General features: G+C 32.1%; 18 protein-coding genes. 7 read left to right on the top strand and 11 right to left on the bottom strand.

Features of this window, described 5'->3' with window-relative positions; all coding sequences use genetic code 11:
- Window positions 1–79 precede the first annotated feature (79 nt).
- From CIGN_RS02450 to rpmH, 10 genes are all read right to left on the bottom strand, one after another.
- Window positions 80–1,144: a methyl-accepting chemotaxis protein gene (locus CIGN_RS02450; RefSeq protein ID WP_434780853.1), complete on the bottom strand. Its 1,065-nt coding sequence runs from the start codon at window positions 1,142–1,144 to the stop codon at window positions 80–82.
- A gap of 644 nt (window positions 1,145–1,788) precedes the next feature.
- Window positions 1,789–3,321: a bifunctional phosphoribosylaminoimidazolecarboxamide formyltransferase/IMP cyclohydrolase gene (purH, locus tag CIGN_RS02445; RefSeq protein ID WP_086302116.1), complete on the bottom strand. Its 1,533-nt coding sequence runs from the start codon at window positions 3,319–3,321 to the stop codon at window positions 1,789–1,791.
- 9 nt (window positions 3,322–3,330) lie between these two features.
- Entirely contained in the window at window positions 3,331–4,050 is a 720-nt protein-coding gene (locus CIGN_RS02440) for a DnaJ domain-containing protein (RefSeq protein ID WP_086228132.1), read from the bottom strand.
- Between the two features lie 2 nt (window positions 4,051–4,052).
- A complete protein-coding gene (purL, locus tag CIGN_RS02435) occupies window positions 4,053–6,248 on the bottom strand; it encodes a phosphoribosylformylglycinamidine synthase subunit PurL (protein ID WP_086302115.1) in 2,196 nt (731 codons plus the stop codon).
- An 18-nt stretch (window positions 6,249–6,266) separates the two neighbouring features.
- On the bottom strand, window positions 6,267–7,577 hold the full coding sequence (gene mnmE, locus CIGN_RS02430) for a tRNA uridine-5-carboxymethylaminomethyl(34) synthesis GTPase MnmE (protein WP_086302114.1): 1,311 nt from the start codon (window positions 7,575–7,577) through the stop codon (window positions 6,267–6,269).
- On the bottom strand, window positions 7,574–8,479 hold the full coding sequence (locus CIGN_RS02425) for a Jag N-terminal domain-containing protein (RefSeq protein ID WP_086245062.1): 906 nt from the start codon (window positions 8,477–8,479) through the stop codon (window positions 7,574–7,576). The genes mnmE and CIGN_RS02425 overlap by 4 nt, the downstream gene beginning before the upstream one ends.
- The gene (gene yidC / locus CIGN_RS02420) at window positions 8,475–10,046 is read right to left on the bottom strand and encodes a membrane protein insertase YidC (protein WP_086302113.1); all 1,572 of its coding nucleotides are present in this window, start codon (window positions 10,044–10,046) and stop codon (window positions 8,475–8,477) included. The genes CIGN_RS02425 and yidC overlap by 5 nt, the downstream gene beginning before the upstream one ends.
- Window positions 10,040–10,381 (bottom strand): membrane protein insertion efficiency factor YidD, encoded by a 342-nt coding sequence (yidD, locus tag CIGN_RS02415; protein WP_086224852.1) that lies wholly within the window; start codon window positions 10,379–10,381, stop codon window positions 10,040–10,042. Before yidD ends, yidC begins: the two co-directional genes overlap by 7 nt.
- A 78-nt stretch (window positions 10,382–10,459) precedes the next feature.
- Entirely contained in the window at window positions 10,460–10,792 is a 333-nt protein-coding gene (gene rnpA, locus CIGN_RS02410) for a ribonuclease P protein component (protein WP_179187537.1), read from the bottom strand.
- An 8-nt stretch (window positions 10,793–10,800) separates the two neighbouring features.
- Complete coding sequence (gene rpmH, locus CIGN_RS02405; RefSeq protein ID WP_086224853.1) at window positions 10,801–10,935, bottom strand: 50S ribosomal protein L34; 135 nt, start codon at window positions 10,933–10,935, stop codon at window positions 10,801–10,803.
- A 154-nt stretch (window positions 10,936–11,089) separates the two neighbouring features.
- On the opposite strand from rpmH, the gene CIGN_RS02400 reads away from it, so the two are divergent.
- Genes CIGN_RS02400 through CIGN_RS02390 form a run of 3 tightly spaced genes read left to right on the top strand, consistent with a single transcriptional unit; the run spans window position 11,090 to window position 14,939 of the window.
- Window positions 11,090–11,746: a hypothetical protein gene (locus CIGN_RS02400; RefSeq protein WP_086238737.1), complete on the top strand. Its 657-nt coding sequence runs from the start codon at window positions 11,090–11,092 to the stop codon at window positions 11,744–11,746.
- A complete protein-coding gene (locus CIGN_RS02395) occupies window positions 11,743–14,562 on the top strand; it encodes a hybrid sensor histidine kinase/response regulator (RefSeq protein ID WP_086302112.1) in 2,820 nt (939 codons plus the stop codon). The genes CIGN_RS02400 and CIGN_RS02395 overlap by 4 nt, the downstream gene beginning before the upstream one ends.
- Complete coding sequence (locus CIGN_RS02390) at window positions 14,559–14,939, top strand: response regulator (protein ID WP_086302111.1); 381 nt, start codon at window positions 14,559–14,561, stop codon at window positions 14,937–14,939. The genes CIGN_RS02395 and CIGN_RS02390 overlap by 4 nt, the downstream gene beginning before the upstream one ends.
- On the opposite strand, the gene CIGN_RS02385 is transcribed toward CIGN_RS02390, so the two are convergent.
- Window positions 14,931–15,338, bottom strand: a complete 408-nt coding sequence (locus CIGN_RS02385; protein ID WP_086224857.1) for a hypothetical protein — start codon at window positions 15,336–15,338, stop codon at window positions 14,931–14,933. The genes CIGN_RS02390 and CIGN_RS02385 overlap by 9 nt on opposite strands.
- Before the next feature lie 101 nt (window positions 15,339–15,439).
- Here CIGN_RS02385 and CIGN_RS02380 point away from each other — a divergent pair, with 101 nt between their 5' ends.
- The 4 genes from CIGN_RS02380 to CIGN_RS02365 all read left to right on the top strand — a co-directional run bounded on the left by CIGN_RS02380 (window position 15,440) and on the right by CIGN_RS02365 (window position 19,229).
- Window positions 15,440–15,973, top strand: coding sequence for an ATP/GTP-binding protein (locus CIGN_RS02380; protein ID WP_086234704.1), 534 nt, complete (start codon window positions 15,440–15,442; stop codon window positions 15,971–15,973).
- A gap of 96 nt (window positions 15,974–16,069) precedes the next feature.
- A complete protein-coding gene (gene dut / locus CIGN_RS02375; RefSeq protein WP_086302110.1) occupies window positions 16,070–16,765 on the top strand; it encodes a dUTPase in 696 nt (231 codons plus the stop codon).
- Window positions 16,762–17,478 carry an EI24 domain-containing protein gene (locus CIGN_RS02370; RefSeq protein WP_086302109.1) on the top strand — a complete coding sequence of 239 codons (717 nt, stop codon included), beginning with the start codon at window positions 16,762–16,764 and terminating at the stop codon, window positions 17,476–17,478. Before dut ends, CIGN_RS02370 begins: the two co-directional genes overlap by 4 nt.
- Window positions 17,478–19,229, top strand: a complete 1,752-nt coding sequence (locus tag CIGN_RS02365) for a Na/Pi cotransporter family protein (protein WP_086246000.1) — start codon at window positions 17,478–17,480, stop codon at window positions 19,227–19,229. The genes CIGN_RS02370 and CIGN_RS02365 overlap by 1 nt, the downstream gene beginning before the upstream one ends.
- The last annotated feature ends 4 nt before the right edge of the window (window positions 19,230–19,233 follow it).

The raw sequence follows: 19,233 nt of genomic DNA, 5'->3' as shown, positions 1-19,233 counted from the left end.
GTAACTTTGAATTATTAATTATAATTAAATTTAAGTTAAAAAAAAGCTATAATTCTAGCCACCGCTTGGGTAGCTAGAATTAGGTTTTGAATTTATTTAGATCATCTTCTAATCTGGTAGATACATCTTTTAGACTAGTTGATACTTCTAAGAATTGATGTACAATTTTAGCATTATTATCAAATGCTTCTACAGAGCTTTCAGACTGATCTAGTAGAGTCTTTATCTTTCTAGTAATCTCTATAGCCATCGATGATACCTCTTGAACTATCTGCATAGATTCGCTTGTAGCTTTTTGGGTTGATCTAGCTCTATCCATTAAATCATTTGCACTTGTGCTAATAAGTGCAATATTTTTAGCGTTTTCATTAAGCGAAACACCTAACTCCCTAGTAGATTCTATCATATTTTGAGCATTAGAGTTTATACCGCTTAAAGATTCATTGGTCTTTTCAGCTAATATTCTAACCTCTTCTGCCACTACGGCAAATCCCCTTCCCATCTCTCCGGCACGAGCCGCCTCTATAGCTGCATTTAAAGCAAGTAAATTTGTTTGATCAGCTATATCGCCTATGATATCTAATACCTTTTTCATATCTTCGGTTTGGCTAACTACGCTTATTGTTTTTTGTGCTATCTCTTGTTCTTTAGCATTTGCTTCATTTAGATGAGTTACAACTTCGCTAAGAGAGTGTATCATCTCTTCTAACTCATCATAAGATTGTTTATTAGCGCCGGCTGCTTTGCTTGATTTGTCAGTTGATATCTCTAACTCATCGGATATGCTTTTACTAATTGCGTATGACTCTTTGGCTTGAGTTTTTCCTGCTTCTGTGCTATTTAGGAGTATTGAGGCGTTGTCATTTAGCGTCATTGTCTCATTCTCTACACTCTTAGCACTATTTTGAGCTTTTTTGACTATGTCTTGAATTTTCTCTATAAATACATTAATATGCTGGCAAGTCTGACCAATCTCATCGCTACTTTTAACTGAAATTCTAGCACTTAAATCGCCATCGCCACTACTTAAATCCTTGGCACGGTTTAATAACTCCAACACTGGAGCAATAACAACCTTGCGAAGTACAACCAAAACAATAATAGCAGTTAAAATAAGTGAAATAGCAAAGATTAAAAAGAACATAACACTCTTATCTCGTAAATCTTTATCCATAGCATTTAATGAGTATGATAAATCCATCACGCCTAAAACATCATTTTCTTTAGATAAAGCATGACAAGCCAAACATTCGCTCTTAGCAATAATCGGAGTAACTAATCTTAATTGATGATTATCTTTGGTTTTGATAGTCTCTGTATAATTTTTTGGATTTATAAATTGCTCTTTGATAATATTATCCTTAGGCACCACCTTATCTAATCCAAACCCTTCAGATACAACATCAGAACGATAAATCTTTAAAGATGCTACGCCTTTAATTAAACTTGCATCATGAACTGATTTTTCTATAATTTGTGGGTCGCCTGTATTCATAGCAGTCTGAACTGTTTGAAAAATCGACGAACTAAGCATATTTAAACTATCTTTAGTAATTTGTGTAGATGAACTGTTAAATTGAGCTATGATAATAAACTGCATAACTACAAAGCTAATAAATAGCACAGCAATAATACTGAGAACTATTTTCTTACCTATGGTATTAATCATTTTGTCTCACCTTGAATAAAATATAGTGAAATTATACATCTTTAACTCTTACTAGAAGTTTAATAAGATAATTTTCGCCTAAAATAGGCAAACTTGGGTCGAATTTGACCCAAGTTAAATTAATGCAAGAAGTGTCTAATGCCTGTAAAATACATACTAATTCCGGCTTTATTAGCTGCTTCTATTACATCTTCATCACGAATTGAACCACCTGGTTGAATCACATTTGCAACGCCAACACTTGCTGCTATCTCTATACTATCAGCAAATGGGAAAAATGCCTCACTAGCTAATGCGCAACCTTTTAGATCTATACCCATATCATTAGCTTTAGCTACTGCAGCACGAGCCGCATCAACCCTGCTAGTCATCCCCATTCCAATAGCTAAAAGAGTGCTATCTTTGACATAAACCACACAATTTGATTTAGTTAAAGCTGCAATTTTCCATGCAATTTTTAGATCTTTTATCTCGCTCGGATTGGCGGCTTTTATCGTAACCTGTTTAGCATTATCTACTTCAGCATCGCTTATGCTATCTTTTTCTTGAAATACAAAACCACCATCAATATGTTTAAAATCCCATTTATAGCCAGATGTTACTAGGAATTTATTATTTTGTGTAAAGATTTTAGTGCGTTTTTTATCACTATAAAGTTCTAAAACACCATCTTCTACATTAGCAGCGATTATAACCTCTATAAATATCTCTTTAGTTTTAAGAGCTAGCTCCTTTGTAAGCGTACCATTTATCGCTACTACTCCACCAAATGCACTAATAGGATCGCATTTAAGAGCTTTTATATAGCTATCAAGCTCATTTTCTCCAATAGCAAAACCACACGGATTAGCATGTTTGCAAATAGCAACTGCTGGAGCATCGCCAAATGCCGAAGCGATAGCTACAGCTGAGTTTATATCTGTCATATTATTAAAACTTGCTTCACCCTTTAACTGAGTAAAATTTAAACTTAAAAAGCTATCAAACTCATATGCAGCACCTTTTTGATGAGGATTTTCACCATATCTTGTATCAAATACTTTTGAACCGGTTATAAATCTTTTAGCACCAAATCCGCCATTAAATCTCTCATTCATATAGTTAGCTATCATAGAATCATATGCTGCAGTATGTTCATATGCTTTAATCATTAAATCACGTCTAAACTCATAACTAGCACTATCATTCCTAATAGCATTAAGTACCTTATCGTAGTCATTCATATCAGTAACTATTAAGACATCTTTGAAATTTTTAGCCGCACTTCTTACCATAGTAGGGCCACCAATATCAATATTTTCAATAATCTCTTCAAAATCATCTGTACGGATTGTAGTCTCTTTAAATGGATATAAATTTACACATACTAAATCAATACCTTTAATATCGTGCTTACTAGCTTGTTCTACATGACTAGCATTATCTCTTTTATGTAAGATTCCTCCATGGATTTTTGGGTGAAGTGTTTTGATTCTACCTTCAAACATCTCAGGACTAGCAGTAAATTCGCTAACTTCTATAACTTTAATACCATTATCTTTTAGCGTTTTATATGTACCACCTGTACTTAAAATCTCAAAACCTAAAGCCTCAAGTCCTAAAGCAAACTCAACTATACCGCTTTTATCGCTAACACTAATTAATGCCCTCATATACACTCCTTATTTAAATTTCGCTTTTAACATATCATATGCTTCATTTATTTGTTGCATTTTTTTAGTTGCTTGAGTAATTATCTCATCACTTTTATCCATCGTAAAATCAGGATGATACTCTCTAGATAATCTACGATAACTAGCCTTAATCTCCTCAAAACTAGCATCTTTTGAAAGCCCTAAAACTTCATATGGATCAATATTAGTATTTTCTTTAGATAAATTTTTAAATTCAGCCTCAAAATGAGCAAAAAGATCCTCTACAATACTCTTATGCAAGCCAAATCCATCGCAAATCTCTTGTAGTATTGCCTTTTCATTGCCATTAAATTCACCATCAATATAGGCTAAATTCATAAAAAATACTATACGATTTATCCAGATTTTTTGGCTAAACCTCATCTTTTGCTTATACTCTTTAGCAATAGCATAAGCTGAGCTATGGCTATCTTTATGCCAGGTATATAGCTCTTTTAAATCATTTCTAACATTAACATCTCCAAGCTTTAAGCATATATCATCTAATAAAAGTGATATATAATTAGCCTCATCTTTGCTTACTACTCCATCGCTTTTGGCGACTTTTGCAGTAAGCATTATAAGATATTTAGCATCATCATATTGAAGCTCTTGAAGGCTTTGTTTTTTATAGTTTGAATTAGCAAACCCTCGACTAAGTAACCAAAATGCAACAACAAGCCCAATTAAGATTAAAAATATATTCACTATCAATCTTCACTTTTAATAACAGCAGCAAACTCGCTAAAATAGATATTTTGCAGCTCTTTTAAGTCCATTTTAATATCATTAAGAATAAACTCATCACCACCACTTAAGCCAATTTTAATAAACTCAACTCCATATTTTTTAGCTAGCTCTTCAAATTTAATAGCATCTTTAACACCTACTACTGCTCTAGAAAAACTCTCATCAAATACAAAGCGACCATCATCAAATTTAATCTCTCCACTAAAACCAATAGAGCTAACTGCTGCCATCTTAGCTAGAGTTATAGCAATACCACCTACTCCTACACTATTGGCAAAAGCTAAAACTCTATTTTTATTAGCCTCAATTACTAAATCCCAAAGTGCTCTTTCTGCCTTATAATCAATCTCCTTTAGCTCTCCAGCGCATAGATTTGCTATAGCTTTCATATATAGCGATCCAGCAAACTCACCAGTAGTTTTACCAAGCAAATAAACACTCACGCCAGCACTATTAAATTCACTATCTAAGCTTTTATTAGCATCATCACCTACACCTACAGTTACAATACTTGGAGTTGGCTGAATGCTAATACCATCAGTTTCATTATACAAGCTTACATTACCACTAACTACTGGAGTATTAAGCGCAGCACAAGCCTCTTTAATCCCTTCGCAGCCATTAGCAAACTGCCACATTACTTCAGGATTTTGTGGATTTCCATAGTTTAGACAATCTGTAATAGCTAGCGGAGTAGCTCCACTCATAGCCACTTTTCTACCACTTGTTGCAACAGCTGCAGCAGCGCCAATTCTTGGATTTACATAATTATATCTAGTATTACACTCCATACCCATAGCAATTGATTTGCCATTTTCTTTTATTCTCATCACAGCAGCACCTAGTTTGCCAGCTTTTTTAATTACATTTGTACCTACAGTTGAATCATATTGATCATATATTAAGCTTTTATTTGCCACATTTAAATCTCTTATTAATAGCTCAAATGCTTCTTGATTACTAATATTTGGCATATTATCTAAATTAATTTTTGCAATTTCATCAAGATATTTTGGTCTGCTAGTTGGGCGATCTAGCATAGGAGCAGCCTCGCTAAGTGGAGCAATAGGCACACTACCAGCTAGCTCTCCATGCCAATATAACTCCATCACGCCAGTATCAGTTACCTCTCCGATAATCTCAGCATCTAAATCCCATTTAGCAAAGATTGCTTTTATCTTATCTTCGCACCCTTTTTTAGCACAGATTAGCATTCTTTCTTGTGATTCACTAAGCATTAGCTCATATGGAGTCATTCCACTCTCACGCATAGGAACTTTATCTAGATACATTCTCATACCGCTACCGCTTCTGCCTGCCATTTCAAAACTACTTGAAGTAAGACCAGCTGCTCCCATATCTTGAATTCCTACAATATAATCACACTTAAATAATTCTAAGCACGCCTCCATAAGAAGCTTTTCAGCAAATGGGTCGCCTACTTGAACAGTTGGGCGTAGAGATTTATTTTCTTCATTAAAGCTATCGCTTGACATCACAGCCCCGCCAAGGCCATCTCTACCTGTTTTTGACCCAACATACATTACTGGATTTCCTACACCTTCGGCTTTTGCGTAAAATATCTCATCACTTTTACAAATTCCAAGACCAAAAGCATTAACTAAAATATTACCATTAAAACTCTCATCAAATGTAGTTTCACCACCTACAGTTGGCACACCCATGCAGTTGCCATAATGGCTAATACCAGATACTACACCTTTTACTAAATAGCGTTGATGGCGATTAGTTTTATCATCTCCACGAACCTGCCCAAATCTTAAAGAGTTCATACTAGCCTCAACCCTAGCACCCATCGTAAAGATATCTCTAAAAATACCGCCAACTCCTGTAGCAGCACCAGCAAACGGCTCAATAAAACTTGGGTGATTGTGGCTTTCCATCTTAAATACAGCAGCCATACCATCACCGCAATCAATCACTCCAGCATTCTCGCCTGGACCTTGAAGTACCCATGGGGCTTTAGTAGGAAAGCCATTTAAATATTTTTTAGATGATTTATAGCTACAATGCTCACTCCACATTGCAGAAAATACACCAAGCTCAAGTAAATTTGGCTCACGCCCTAAAATTTCTAATATCTTCTTATATTCATCATCGCTAATTTTATGCGCTTGTATCGTTTCTTTATCCATATGTTTCCCCTTTTAAATTTATTTTCCTAGACAAAAACTGCTAAACATTTTATCTAAAATTTCAGAATTTTGGAGTGGTTTTGTAATGCTTCCTATCTCTTTTATGGCTCTATTTATCTCATAAGCAAATAGCTCCAACACTGATTCATCTAAAAGCTCAGTTGCTCTATCAATTGCATTTTTAGCATCTTGGCATGCTTTTATTTGGCGATTTGAGCTTAGCATTATCTCATTTGTATCTTGTGAGTTTAAATATCTCTCAAGTGCAAATTTTAAAGCTGAGCATTCATCTTTTGCACTAAGCAAAATCCCATCAATATCAAGATCAAATTTAAATTCCAAATCAGATTTATTCAATACAAAAATCACCTTTTTATTTAAACTATTGATAAAATCTAAAATAGCTATATCTTCACTATTACTAACTCTTGAGCTATCAAATACACAAATAATTATATCAGCGCTATTAGCAGCTCTTTTGGAATACTCTATTCCTATATTTTCTATATCATGGTCACTATGCCTAATGCCAGCGGTATCGATAATGCGTACTAAGTGAGTGCCTATTTTTATCTGCTCTTCAATAGTATCACGAGTAGTACCAGGAGTATCGCTAATTATAGCGCGTTCATAATTTAAAAGTGAATTTAAAATTGAGCTTTTACCTACATTTGGGCAACCAATAATAGCTACTTTATAGCCATCAATTAAGCCTTTTTTGGAATTTGAAATTGAGATTATGTGATCTAGTTTTGATGATACTTCTTTTAATTTTAGCTTAATTTGCTCCATTATATCAGCTGGCAAGTCATCATCAGCATAATCAATACAAGTCTCAGTATAAGCTAGAGTTGATATTAGTCCATCACGCAAAGTATCGCAAAATAAACCAAGCTCACCACTCATAACTCTAGCTAAAATTTTAGCCGCACCCTCGCTTCTAGCATTTATCAATCCTTGAATACTCTCAGCCTTAGCTAAATCGATTTTACCATTTAGTAGTGCTCGTTTACTAAATTCTCCAGGGTCAGCTACTCTAGCTCCATAAGCTAAAATTTCATCTATAATTAAATTTGCTACAACTACGCCACCATGAGTTTGAAACTCCACAACATCTTCACCAGTAAAACTAAATGGAGCCTTAAAATATATAACAATAGCCTCATCTAAGACATTGCCATCTCTATCTTTTAACTCTTTTAAATGCGCAACTCTAGGCGTTAAACTACCACATATTTTATCAGCAATACTTAGAGCATCTTTGCCGCTAAGTCTTATAATCGAGATTGCTCCTACTCCATACGGAGTCGCAAGTGCTACAATATTCATTTTTTATGAAAGTCATTTATAACGATAAATTTGCCTTCATCGCTATTTTTAATTCCGACATATTTATCTGGGAATCTATCTCTAAGCTGTTCTAAGGCAATCTTAACAAGAACACCATCAAGTGGCTTAGTTTGAGCCTTTCCAATCAGCTCTACTCTTTCGATTACACCGCTTAAATATGTTGCCATACTACTCTCTTGATTTTTTAAAAATTCAGCAATCTCTAAGCGAATTCCTTTATTATATCTAGCATTTATCCAATTAAATAATAAATATGAAATCGCCTTATATCTATAGCCCTCCTTGCCTATCATTAGCGCTGCATCAGCTCCATCAAGTTTGATATATATAGTATCGGCATCATAAATTGAGAGTTCACTTACTTCAATATCAAATGAACTTGCTATAAGTAATTTATCAAGTCCTGCTCTAATTTCTAATAAAATATCATCTTGAGAAGGTTTGTTTTCATCTATTTTATGAAATGAATCAAATATAGAGTTGTCGATATTTAGTACTGGTTTTTTGGCTATTTGTTCTTTAGCCGATCTTACTTCGGCTCTATTTTCAGTTTTTAGCTCAGATTGAAGTTTTAGCTCAGATTGAGATTTTAGCTCAGATTTATCTTCACTTTTATTGCTAGTTTCAGCCTTTAATGGTTTTGGAGTATGATGTTTTAGCTCTTTTATCTCTCTTTCACTGCGCTCTGGTTTTGATTTTTTAGCCTTTTTTTCAGCCTCTTTTTTAACTGTAACTTCAAAAAGTCCATCTTTTTGAAAAAAACCAAAAAAGCCTTTTCTAGATGGTTTAATCGGAGTAATTTCTAAATTTATAGTAGAGCATCCAAGTTGGCTGGCTGCTTTTATATAAGCAGCCTCTAAATCCTTAGCTTCTATCCTAATGCTCATGGCGTTTCTCCGCTATCTCTTGAGCTTTATGACGAGCAAATATTTTATTTACTACCATTTGTTGTGCTATAGAACACAGATTGTTGATAAACCAATAAAGCGTTAAACCAGCTGGGAATGTAATAAAGAAAAATGTAAATATCAGCGGTAGAAATTTCATAATCTTCTCTTGCATTGGATCGGTAAAATTTGTTGGAGTGATGTGTTGCTGAATATACATCGTAATACCCATAAGTATAGGTAAAATAAAATATGGATCAAGCTCTGCAAGGTCGTTAATCCATAATATCCATTCAGCTCCTTTTAACTCAATAGCATTTAATAAAACCCTATAAATAGCAAAGAAAATTGGAATTTGAATTAAAATCGGCAAACATCCGCCCATTGGGTTTGCTCCATGCTTTCTATATAATTCCATTACATGGGCGTTGATTTTTTGAGGATCTCCTTTATATTTAGTTTGGATCTCTTTCATTCTTGGAGCTAACTCTTTTAGTTTATTCATTGATACCATTCCCTTATATGTTAACGGGAATAAAACTATACGAATAATAATAGTGAGCGCAACAATAGCAAAGCCCCAGTTACCTATAAACGAGTATAGCCAATCAAGTAATAAAAATGCAGGTTTAGCAATGAATGTAAACCAACCATATTCAATAGTATCAACTAAACTTGGTTCAATAGCTTTTAAAGTTTTATAATCTTTTGGCCCAATGTAGCCTTTAGTGCTAAAATTTCCAATATTTCTAGCAAAGCTTAAGGTATTCTCATCGGCATCATTTTGAATAAAGACCTCCATTGATCTTTTATTATCATAAAATAGAGTTGTATAGTATCTATCACTATTTGCTAAAAGATCAACACTTCTAAATATTTCATTCCCCTTAGCATCACCATCTTCTATAATCTCTAAACTATCATCTTCTTTGCGTAATAAAACCCCATGAACTGTATATCCATCTACTGCTACAATTGGACGAAATCCAGCAGTGATAAAATACTCGTGATTTGAGTTTACCTTAACATCAATATCATATGATCCATCTGGGTAAAAAGTTAAATTTTTCACTACGCTAAATGAATCTAAATTTTGTGTAAGAGTAATATTGGCCGGAGACTTAGTAGCATCAATTTTATCACTACTTACAGTATAAGCAACCTTAAAGGCTTTTTCATTTATAGCTGTATCTGAGAAACGAATCTCGAGCGGAAGTGGCGAGCTAGGTTTTAAAAGTGAAATTTGTTCACCATTTTCATTTTTAAATTTAGAATCTTTTAGTGTAAAGTTGCTAATTCTTCCAAGCTCATCAATTGTAGCGCTATAAGTTGCACCTTCAATTGTGGCGATATTTTTACTAATTTGTTTTGGCGCAATAGCTGCTTTATCTGTCGTAGAGTTAGCTAAATTAGTAGCTGGTGCGCTTTGATTTTGTTCTACTGTTTTATTTGTATCAATTAACGGCTTTGGGACAAACAACGCATCATAAGCTATAAAAAATAAGACAGATATAACTGTGGCTATTATCAGCCTTTTTTGGGTTGAGAGTTTATCTAACACTTCTTTTCCTTTGATAAGTCAAATGCTTTTATTAAATAAAATTTATCTTTTTTATGCCGAATAAGCCAAAATTTTGGCTCTACATAACTCTGCTTTAAAAATAGATAAGAGGGCGTAAATTTTCGCTTAATAATAGGATAATCTATGCCACCTCTAAAGAGTTGATTGCATCGCAGAATTCTAAGGCTAATGGCAAAAATAGAGGCGACTATCCCGCTGTGGCTAAGCTGCCAAAGAGCATACTCAGAACAACTAGGATAGTATCTGCACGACCTTGGCAATAATGGTGAGATATATTTTTTATAAAAAATAACCAAACTAGTAGCAATTTTCATTAATTTGCGCCTATAAATTTGCAATCAAAATGAACAAAAAGAGCGCTAAATTATCTACTCAAAGGATAAGAGCGCTCATTATCTTATAGAGTCCATCCTTTTTAACGCCCATCTAAAACTCTTGCAAATTTTATCAAAGGGCACCTTATCTGCTCCGCTTTTTGCAATAAAGATATATATACCATCTTTTAGATCACTACTAAGTGTGGAAAATGCAGCACGAAAAAGCCTTTTGACCCTATTTCTTACAACTGCCTTTCCTATCTTCTTACTTGCTACTGCGGCGAATCTACTCGTATCTGACTCTAAAAAATAGACAACTGCTAAATCACAATGCCATTTTTTGGCACTTTGATAGACTCTGCTAAACTCTTTACTATCGCTAATAGAGTCAAATTTATTAATTTTCAATTTAGCTCTTAGGCGGCTAGTCTTGCTCTACCTTTTGCTCTTCTAGCGCTAATTACTTTACGACCGTTTTTGGTTTTCATTCTGACACGGAAGCCATGAGTGCGTTTTTTAGGTGTTTTATGTGGTTGATAAGTTCTTTTCATAAACTTTTCCTTTAGGTAAAAATTAAGTTTTGGATTCTACCTAAATTTTACTTAAACTGCTTTGAATTTTTATAAATTTAATTTAGCTATATCTATTTAAATTCAATCTAAAGCAAATTACGCTAAAATCAAGAAATTTATTTTGGAATTTAAGATGATACTTTATGATCAAAACTATGAAATGATTGGTATTAGTAGTGAAGGACTTTCGCTTTTTGGCTTTTTAAATCCAGAGGATTTTTTTAGGAGTTGTAATGATATTAGTGACTATTTTTTAGAGACTAGTCCGCTATATAATGCTAAAAATCACTACATAGACCTAATAATCTCTCAATCTCAAAGCAATATCCAAGATATGCAAATTAAGCTTGATAATGGCGATATAATGAGTGTAAAAATCGCTGTAGAGGTGGTAAATTTAAAGGATGTAAATGAACATTATTACAGTGTTAAATTATTATTTGATGGAAATCGTCTATCATATGTTAATGATAAAAATAGATGGCTTTGGGATATTTTATATATTAGCCGTTTAGATGCAACCGAATTCAAGCGTAGAATGCTAGAATTTACCCAATTTGCCCGTCAAAACTATGAAAAATTATATGAAGCAAAACTATTACTAATTGATGCAAATGATACTATAAGAGAGCTTGCCCAACTAGCAACAAAATTAAAACTAACCGAATTTTGTGAAATCTTAATTAATATTCAAGCAACTAGCGATGAACAGCTACTAAATGATGAATTTTATAAATATACTAATTTTATAACAAATATAGAAAATATAATTCAAAGCGAGATGCAATGAGATCATACTTTAGCTTACTTGGAATTTTACGCTTAATTGCGACATTGCCACTATTTGTAATATTTTTGATATCTAGTTGGTATCTAATTTTTCAATATAATCTTAGTATGAATTTAAAAGAACTACGCCATGAATTTTCAATTGCTTTAGATCTTGCCAATCTCTCAAAAGAGTTAGATAAAGAGATGATAATCAATGATACTAATAGCAAAAATGTCAATCGGCAAATTACTGACCATACAATAGAACATATCAAACAGCTACATAGTAACGAACTAGGCTTAAACGAGATTTTAAACCGCTTAGAGTCCTTACCTCAAATTCGCTACACGCTAGATGATGTAAATTTAAATAACTCCGAAGTTTTAAGCTACTTTAGAGATTTAAACTTGCTGATTAAAAATGAAATTTTTAACCTAAGGAACCATGATTTATCAAATAGGCTAAATCTATTTATTTTTACATTTATATCCTCTTATTCTAATAGCATTTCAATTAGTGCCAAGCGTGATTTGGTAGCTAATATCATTAATCACAGAGCACTTAATACACAAGAGCTTTTATTATGGCTAGATTTGATTAGAAATAATGGATTAAATTACGGCTATTTACCTGATAGTTATGCAAAAAAACAGATAGAAGCGATATTTAAAAGCGAAAATTATAAGCAAGCTATAGACAACTTAAGTACTTTTACAATAGAGCTGATTAAAAATGGTGAACCAAGTATTTATTTAGCACAAAAATATTATGATTTAATCAGTGATGAATTAGAATTTTCATATCAAATACAAGATGTAATCAGTTCTCAAATCAAAACTGAGCTAGATGAATTTGAAAAAGATTTATGGATAGATTCTATTTTGGCTTTTATTGTTTGGATTATTAGTATAATTTTATCACTAGTATCATACTATACTAAAAACTATATAAAAGCCAATATTGATAACCTATCAAAAATTATCGATAAAATCAAATCCGTATCGGCTACCAACCCGCTAGAATCTACTCAAACTGCAACTTTAGAAAATGGTCATAAAATTATAAATGAAGCCTTAGATAAAATAATCGCTCAAAAAGATATTGCCCAAAGTGATAGCCGCTCTAAAACAGCATTTCTAGCTAATATATCTCATGAGATTAAAGCGCCATTAAATGGTATTTTAGGCTTTAGTGAGCTATTAAAGAGCCGCTCACTAGGCAAAGATGAAAAAGAGTTAATTGATATAATCGAACAAAGTAGCCAAAACCTACTAAAAGCTATTAATAACATCATAAATATGGCAAAAATTGAAGGTGGAAATGTCGAGCTTTATGAGAGTGATTTTAGCCTTTATACTCTATTTGATGAGATTATTAACTCCTACTTTAATAGACTTTTGGCTAAGAATTTAACCTTAACCTACTACATCGATCCAGAATTGATGGTAACTGTCTTTAGCGATGAAGACAAAATTAAACAAATCGCTATAAATCTAATCGATAATGCTATTAAATTTACCCAAAGTGGCGGACAAATTACCGTGTATGTAAAAAAATTACAATCCACAAATGGTAATATTAGCTTTAGCTTTATGGTTAAAGATACTGGAATTGGTATTGCTCAAAATGCTTTAGGCAAGATTTTTGATAACTTCTATACCAATGAAAATGCAACTAAAACATATGGTGGAACCGGTCTTGGGCTTAGTATTATTAGCCAATATGCTAAAATGCTAAATAGTAAAATTAATGTCAAAAGCCAGCTAAAAATTGGAAGCGAATTTAGTCTAGATCTAACCTTAAAACTCCACTCAAATGTAGATAAAAGCTATGCAAATCTTTTTAAAGGTTCAAAAGTTTCAATCATTCCTGAAGGAATAAGCGATGATAATTTAAAAATTATAAATTTATATTTAAACTATCTTGGAGTTATAGTTGAGCCAAATTTAAGCCCAGCAATTGGTAAATTTAAAAATGAAAAAGATTCAAAAGATATCGAATTTAGCGATCTTAATCACGGCTTTAGTCCTAGCTTAATCTCGTTAATAAATGCCTTGTTAAATAGCCTAAAATCAACTCAAAAATATGACCTAAAAATTCTAATAGGCACAAATGATAAGAGTAAAAAAACAAAAGAGATGTTTGAAGAAATTTGTACCAGTGTCGATGTAGTAAATGATGGTAAAAGCTTATATGAGCTTACTTTAATTAACAATTATGATGCAATTTTTACAGATATTGCACTAGATAAACAAAATGCGCTAATTGCTGCTACAAATATCATTAGTACTCAAGATGAAAAGGATATCGAACGAACACCGATAATTGCAATGTTATCAAGTTCTAAAGAGCAAATTAATAAAACAAACTTGCTATTTGATTATTATCTACAAAAGCCGCTTTTAAAATCGCAAATTATCGAAATCTTAGCAAGTATTGGCAATAAAGATCCGCTTAATGCATTAGATGGCACAAGAGATATTTTATTATTTAAAAAGAGCAAAATGGAAAATAGAATTTATCACGCTGTACTATCAAAAGTCTGCCATACGATAGATACTGTCGATTCATTTGATGAACTTGAAGAGGCTACGCAAAATAGAGCATACAAGTTGGTTTTGATAGATTATACAGCAAGCTTTTTTGATGCTAATAGAATTTTAAATATTATCAAAAATAGCTCCCAACTGCATAATTTTGAGAGTAAAGTCGTATTATTTATCGAACCAAACAGCAAAATCCCAACACAAATTCAAGCCCAATTTACTCAGCTAATTAGCACAAATATTAGTAAATCTAACTTAGAAAATCAGATAAAAGAGCTAATCCAATGACAAAACTAAATATTTTAGCAATTGATGATGATATAATAAGCATTAAGCTTTTAGAGCTGATTTTATCTGATAATTTATATATCTCTAGTATTACTACAGCAAGTGATGGGCTTGAGGCTATGGAAATTTTAGAGAGGCGATTTGATATAAATTTAATACTTTTAGATATCTATATGCCAAGATTAAATGGTTTTGAATTTTTACATAATTTTAAAAGTCGCAAATATCTCCAAGATATTCCAATTATCGTAATTAGCACTGATGCAACTCTTCGTCAACGGTCAATGGAGCTTGGAGTACTTGCATTTCTTGTAAAGCCAATTAGTAAAAAAATGCTAGGTAAATTAATCAAGCAAGTTGCCAATAATTCAAGCTAAATTTAACTCAATTTTCTTACCAAATCCTAAGGTATTATCTGTAAATTTGAGCCACTTTAACTCTATTTTATATAAATTTAAATTCATTAGCTTAGCATAAATAAAGCGTGATATATATGCATTTTTCTCCACTTCATTATCTACTAGATATATAGACCCACTCGCTTGAAGACCCTGGATTTTGCCAACTATTTTTGTTTGCAAGGCGATATTTATAAAAACCCTACTATCGTTTTGAATCACTTTAGCATGATAGCTATCATCGCCAAAAGCAACAATAATTAAATTTGGCTTTAAAAAAGCGTAAAAACAACTACATAGATATGCGCCACTTTTCCCATTTACTCCAAGGGTTAAAATATGCTGACTATCTATAAATTTAGCTATTTTTTCATCCATTTTTCATCCATTTTGGCACTATTTTTGCTTAATTTTAGCCAAATTTGGCTTAAAATATATCGCATTTTAACCGATATACTATAAAATTTTAAGGATTTTCAATGATTACAAACAGCTACGCAAACGCTTCATATAATGCGTTTAACTACTCGTTTAAAACTAGCTCTGGTGATACCATAAATCTTGCGATGTATGATAATAAAGAGTTAGCCTACTCAAGCAAGAACTCCAAAAATTCAAGCGAACAAAGCTTAAATCTACGCCATGCATATGGGTATAAATTTGAGCTAAATAGTCAAAATGGTATAAGTGAGCAAGATAAATTAGAGATTGCAAAAGCGTTAGAAGAACTCCGCCCAAAAATCGATGATTTTATGAAACATATCAAAGAAAATGAACCTTTTAGCGATGAAACTATCTCAAATATTGCAAATTCACTCAAAAAAGAGTTACCAAATTTAAATAGCGATGATGCTAAAATAGAGTTAAAAAGTTCACTTTTAGATATGTTTGATGAGATGCTAAAAGAACATAAAACTAAAAATAACAACTTAAATAAATCTCTACTAGAACAGACCCAAAAGCTATTTGAAAATATGCTAAAACCGCAAAATAATCTAAATTATTATGCATAAGCTTGCTACTTTAGCAAGCTTTTTTAGACCAAATTTCATATATAATTAAACAAATTTACTGTATAATCTTAGATTTCAAATTTTAAGGCGTAGATTATGATGTATAGAAATTTAATAAAAGAGATGTTAAATCTCCAACAGCAATTAAATGATGATACTAATGGTATTGGCTGGGAGATGGGGCATACTAAAGATGGTAAATTAATTAGCTGGAAACGTTGCATTTATATGGAGTGTGCTGAGCTAATTGATAGCTTTGCGTGGAAACATTGGAAAGCTATAAATTCTCCACTAGATGTAGACAATATTGCCATTGAAATTGTTGATATTTGGCACTTTATTATGAGTCTTGGACTAGAGAAGTATAAGATAAATTCCCTTGGCGATATTGATAATTTAACTGATGATATAGTATCAACTAGTGGATTTAATGAGTTTTGTAAAGAGCCATATAATATAAAAGAGTATAGTATCTATGAAATTATAAACGATACTGAGCTAATTATAAATCGCTGCAGTGGATTTAATATAAATTTCTTCGACCTTTTAAGAGATTATTTTAGGGTTTCATTAAAATGTGGAGTAAATTTACAAAAGCTATTTAATATCTATATTGGCAAAAATGTTTTAAATAAATTCCGTCAAGATCACGGCTATAAAGATGGAAGCTATATAAAAATTTGGAATGGTGTAGAGGATAATGCTGTGATGAATGAAATTTTACAAAATGGCGCTAGTAGCGTAAATGAAATTTACGCTAAACTTAAAACTGCCTACCAAAATATCAAATGAATAGTATAATCAAACGCTCGCTGAGCGACTTTTTAACTTTTAGATTTTTAGCACTTTCATTTTTGCCGCTTTTTATTTCACTTGGAAGCTTGATTGGGTTAGTGATATATTTTGGCGGTGATGTTTTTAGCATTTTAGCCCGTCCTAGCATTGAAGCATATGCTAATGGAGATGGATTTATAGCGTGGCTTTTATCTCTTAGCGTTGTGCAGTTTATGATAACTTCATCATTTTATCTAATTAGTATATTTTTAGCTATTTTATTAAGTGTAGCAATTGCAGGTATTATAACTGGATTTTTAACACCATATGTAGTTAAATATATAAACGATAAGTATTATGGCTATAACTCAACTCCACTACCTAGTAATATGCATGTTTTTAAGCTAATTGGTAGTACGATTATTAAATTTATTCTAATATTTTTAATATGTATACCCCTTTTATTTATTCCTGTGTTAAATTTATTTATTCTAAATTTACCATTTTTTTATCTATTTTATCGCCTAATGCTCATTGATATAGCTAGTAATACTTCTGATAGCTTAATCTTTGAAATAGATATGCAAAAAGGTGGTGGGGTTAAATTTTTTAGCGCTTCAGTACTATTTTATATTCTAACATTAGTGCCATTTGTTGGATTATTTTTACAAATATTCTTTGTAATATTTTTAAGTCATATATTGTTAGAGAAAAATTCAAGAGGATTTTAATGAAAAATATTCTATTTTTTGGTTTTATTGGTTTAACCTGCGTATTAATGTATCTTAGCCAAAGCTTTCTTACTATTATTTTTGGAATTTGTATATTTTTATATGCTATGAGTGTATTAGAAAAAAGTTTTTCTATGATGGCAAGTCTAGATAAATTTTTAAAAAAAATGACAAAAAGAAACTTCCAAAGCTTTTTATTTGGTGCAGTTAGCGCTACAGTAATGCAATCAAGCGGCCTTGTTAGCGTTCTTGCAATATCATTTTTAAGTGCTGGGCTAATCACATTAGCCTCAGGTTTAGCTATCATTTATGGAATAAATTTAGCCACTATTACTACTGGCTGGTTTTTGGCTGGTTTTGGTCTAAAGGTAAATATCGCTGCTTACTCTATGCCTTTAATAGTTATAGGTATGTTATGTATGGTAAATAAAACTGAAAAAATTAAAGGTTTTGGATATTTTTTATTTAGTATCGGTCTTTTATTTCTTGGAATATCTTATATGAAAGGCGGCTTTGATCATATCAAAGATAGCATTGATCTATCGCAATTTGCGATGTCTGGAATGGCTGGGTTGATTGTTTATACCTTTGTAGGAATTATAGTTACGGTATTAATCCAAAGCTCGCACGCATCTATTACTCTAGCTTTAGCAGCACTAAGTGTAGGACAGATAACCTATGATAATGCTGTTGGTATTGCCATTGGCTCAAATGTCGGCTCAACTGTGATGGCAATTATTGGCTCCTTAAATGCAAATATGGATGGTAAAAAGCTCACTGTTGCTCATGTGTTATTTAATGTAACATGTGCAATTATTAGCGTTATACTAATCGTACCTTTTATGTATATTACTGATGTAACTAGTGCATATTTTGGAATCGCAGATGATGATTACACTCTTAAACTAGCAGTATTCTTATCATATTTTAACGCATTAGGGGTTATTATATTTTACCCACTTATTCCATTTATGGAAAAACTTTTAAATAAATATATGAAAGACTCAAGCAAAAGAAGTAAAATCGATAGCGCTAAATATCTTGATGAGAAATCCTTGCAATTCCCTGATAGTGCGCTTGAAGTACTTGGCAAGGAGCTTTTACATCTTTATTCTAATGCAAACTCCATTATAGCTAAAGCTATTAGTATAAGTAACAGCGATATCCAAAATAGTGATATTTCAGCAAAAGATATAATAAAGCTACGCCAAACTCCAATTAAAATGGATTATGATGAACTATATAACAATAGATTTAAAGAGATTTATAGTCAAATCATCGACTACGCTATATTAGCTGGAACCAATGCAAAACCTGAACAGTTAAGTAAATTTATGGATATTAGACATGCAGCACTAATTATGGCTGAGACGCTAAAGGATATGAAAAATACTCAACCAAATGTCTTTAAATATATCACTAGTTCTAACCAATATGCCAAAGAAGAGTATGATAGATTAAGAGTTGAGATGTTAGAGTGCCTTCGCATTATGTATAATATTGCAAGCATTAAAGATATAGATGAATTAGAAGCTCAAATAAAAAATCTACGCAAAATTTACAATGCATATGATAGTGAGTTTAACTTTGATGTGCTAATCATAAATAAAAAAATTACCAATAAAATGGCAACTTCTCTTATGAATGATACGGCACTGATGAAGAATATAACTAAAGGTATGCTAAAGGTTGCTGAGATGATATTTGCACATCATCACAATCAATCATTAAATGAAAGTATAACTGCGTGATAGA

The sequence above is a fragment of the Campylobacter devanensis genome (assembly GCF_002139915.1).
Taxonomy (GTDB): Bacteria; Campylobacterota; Campylobacteria; order Campylobacterales; family Campylobacteraceae; genus Campylobacter; species Campylobacter devanensis.
This window is presented reverse-complemented; position numbering and strand designations above follow the sequence as displayed.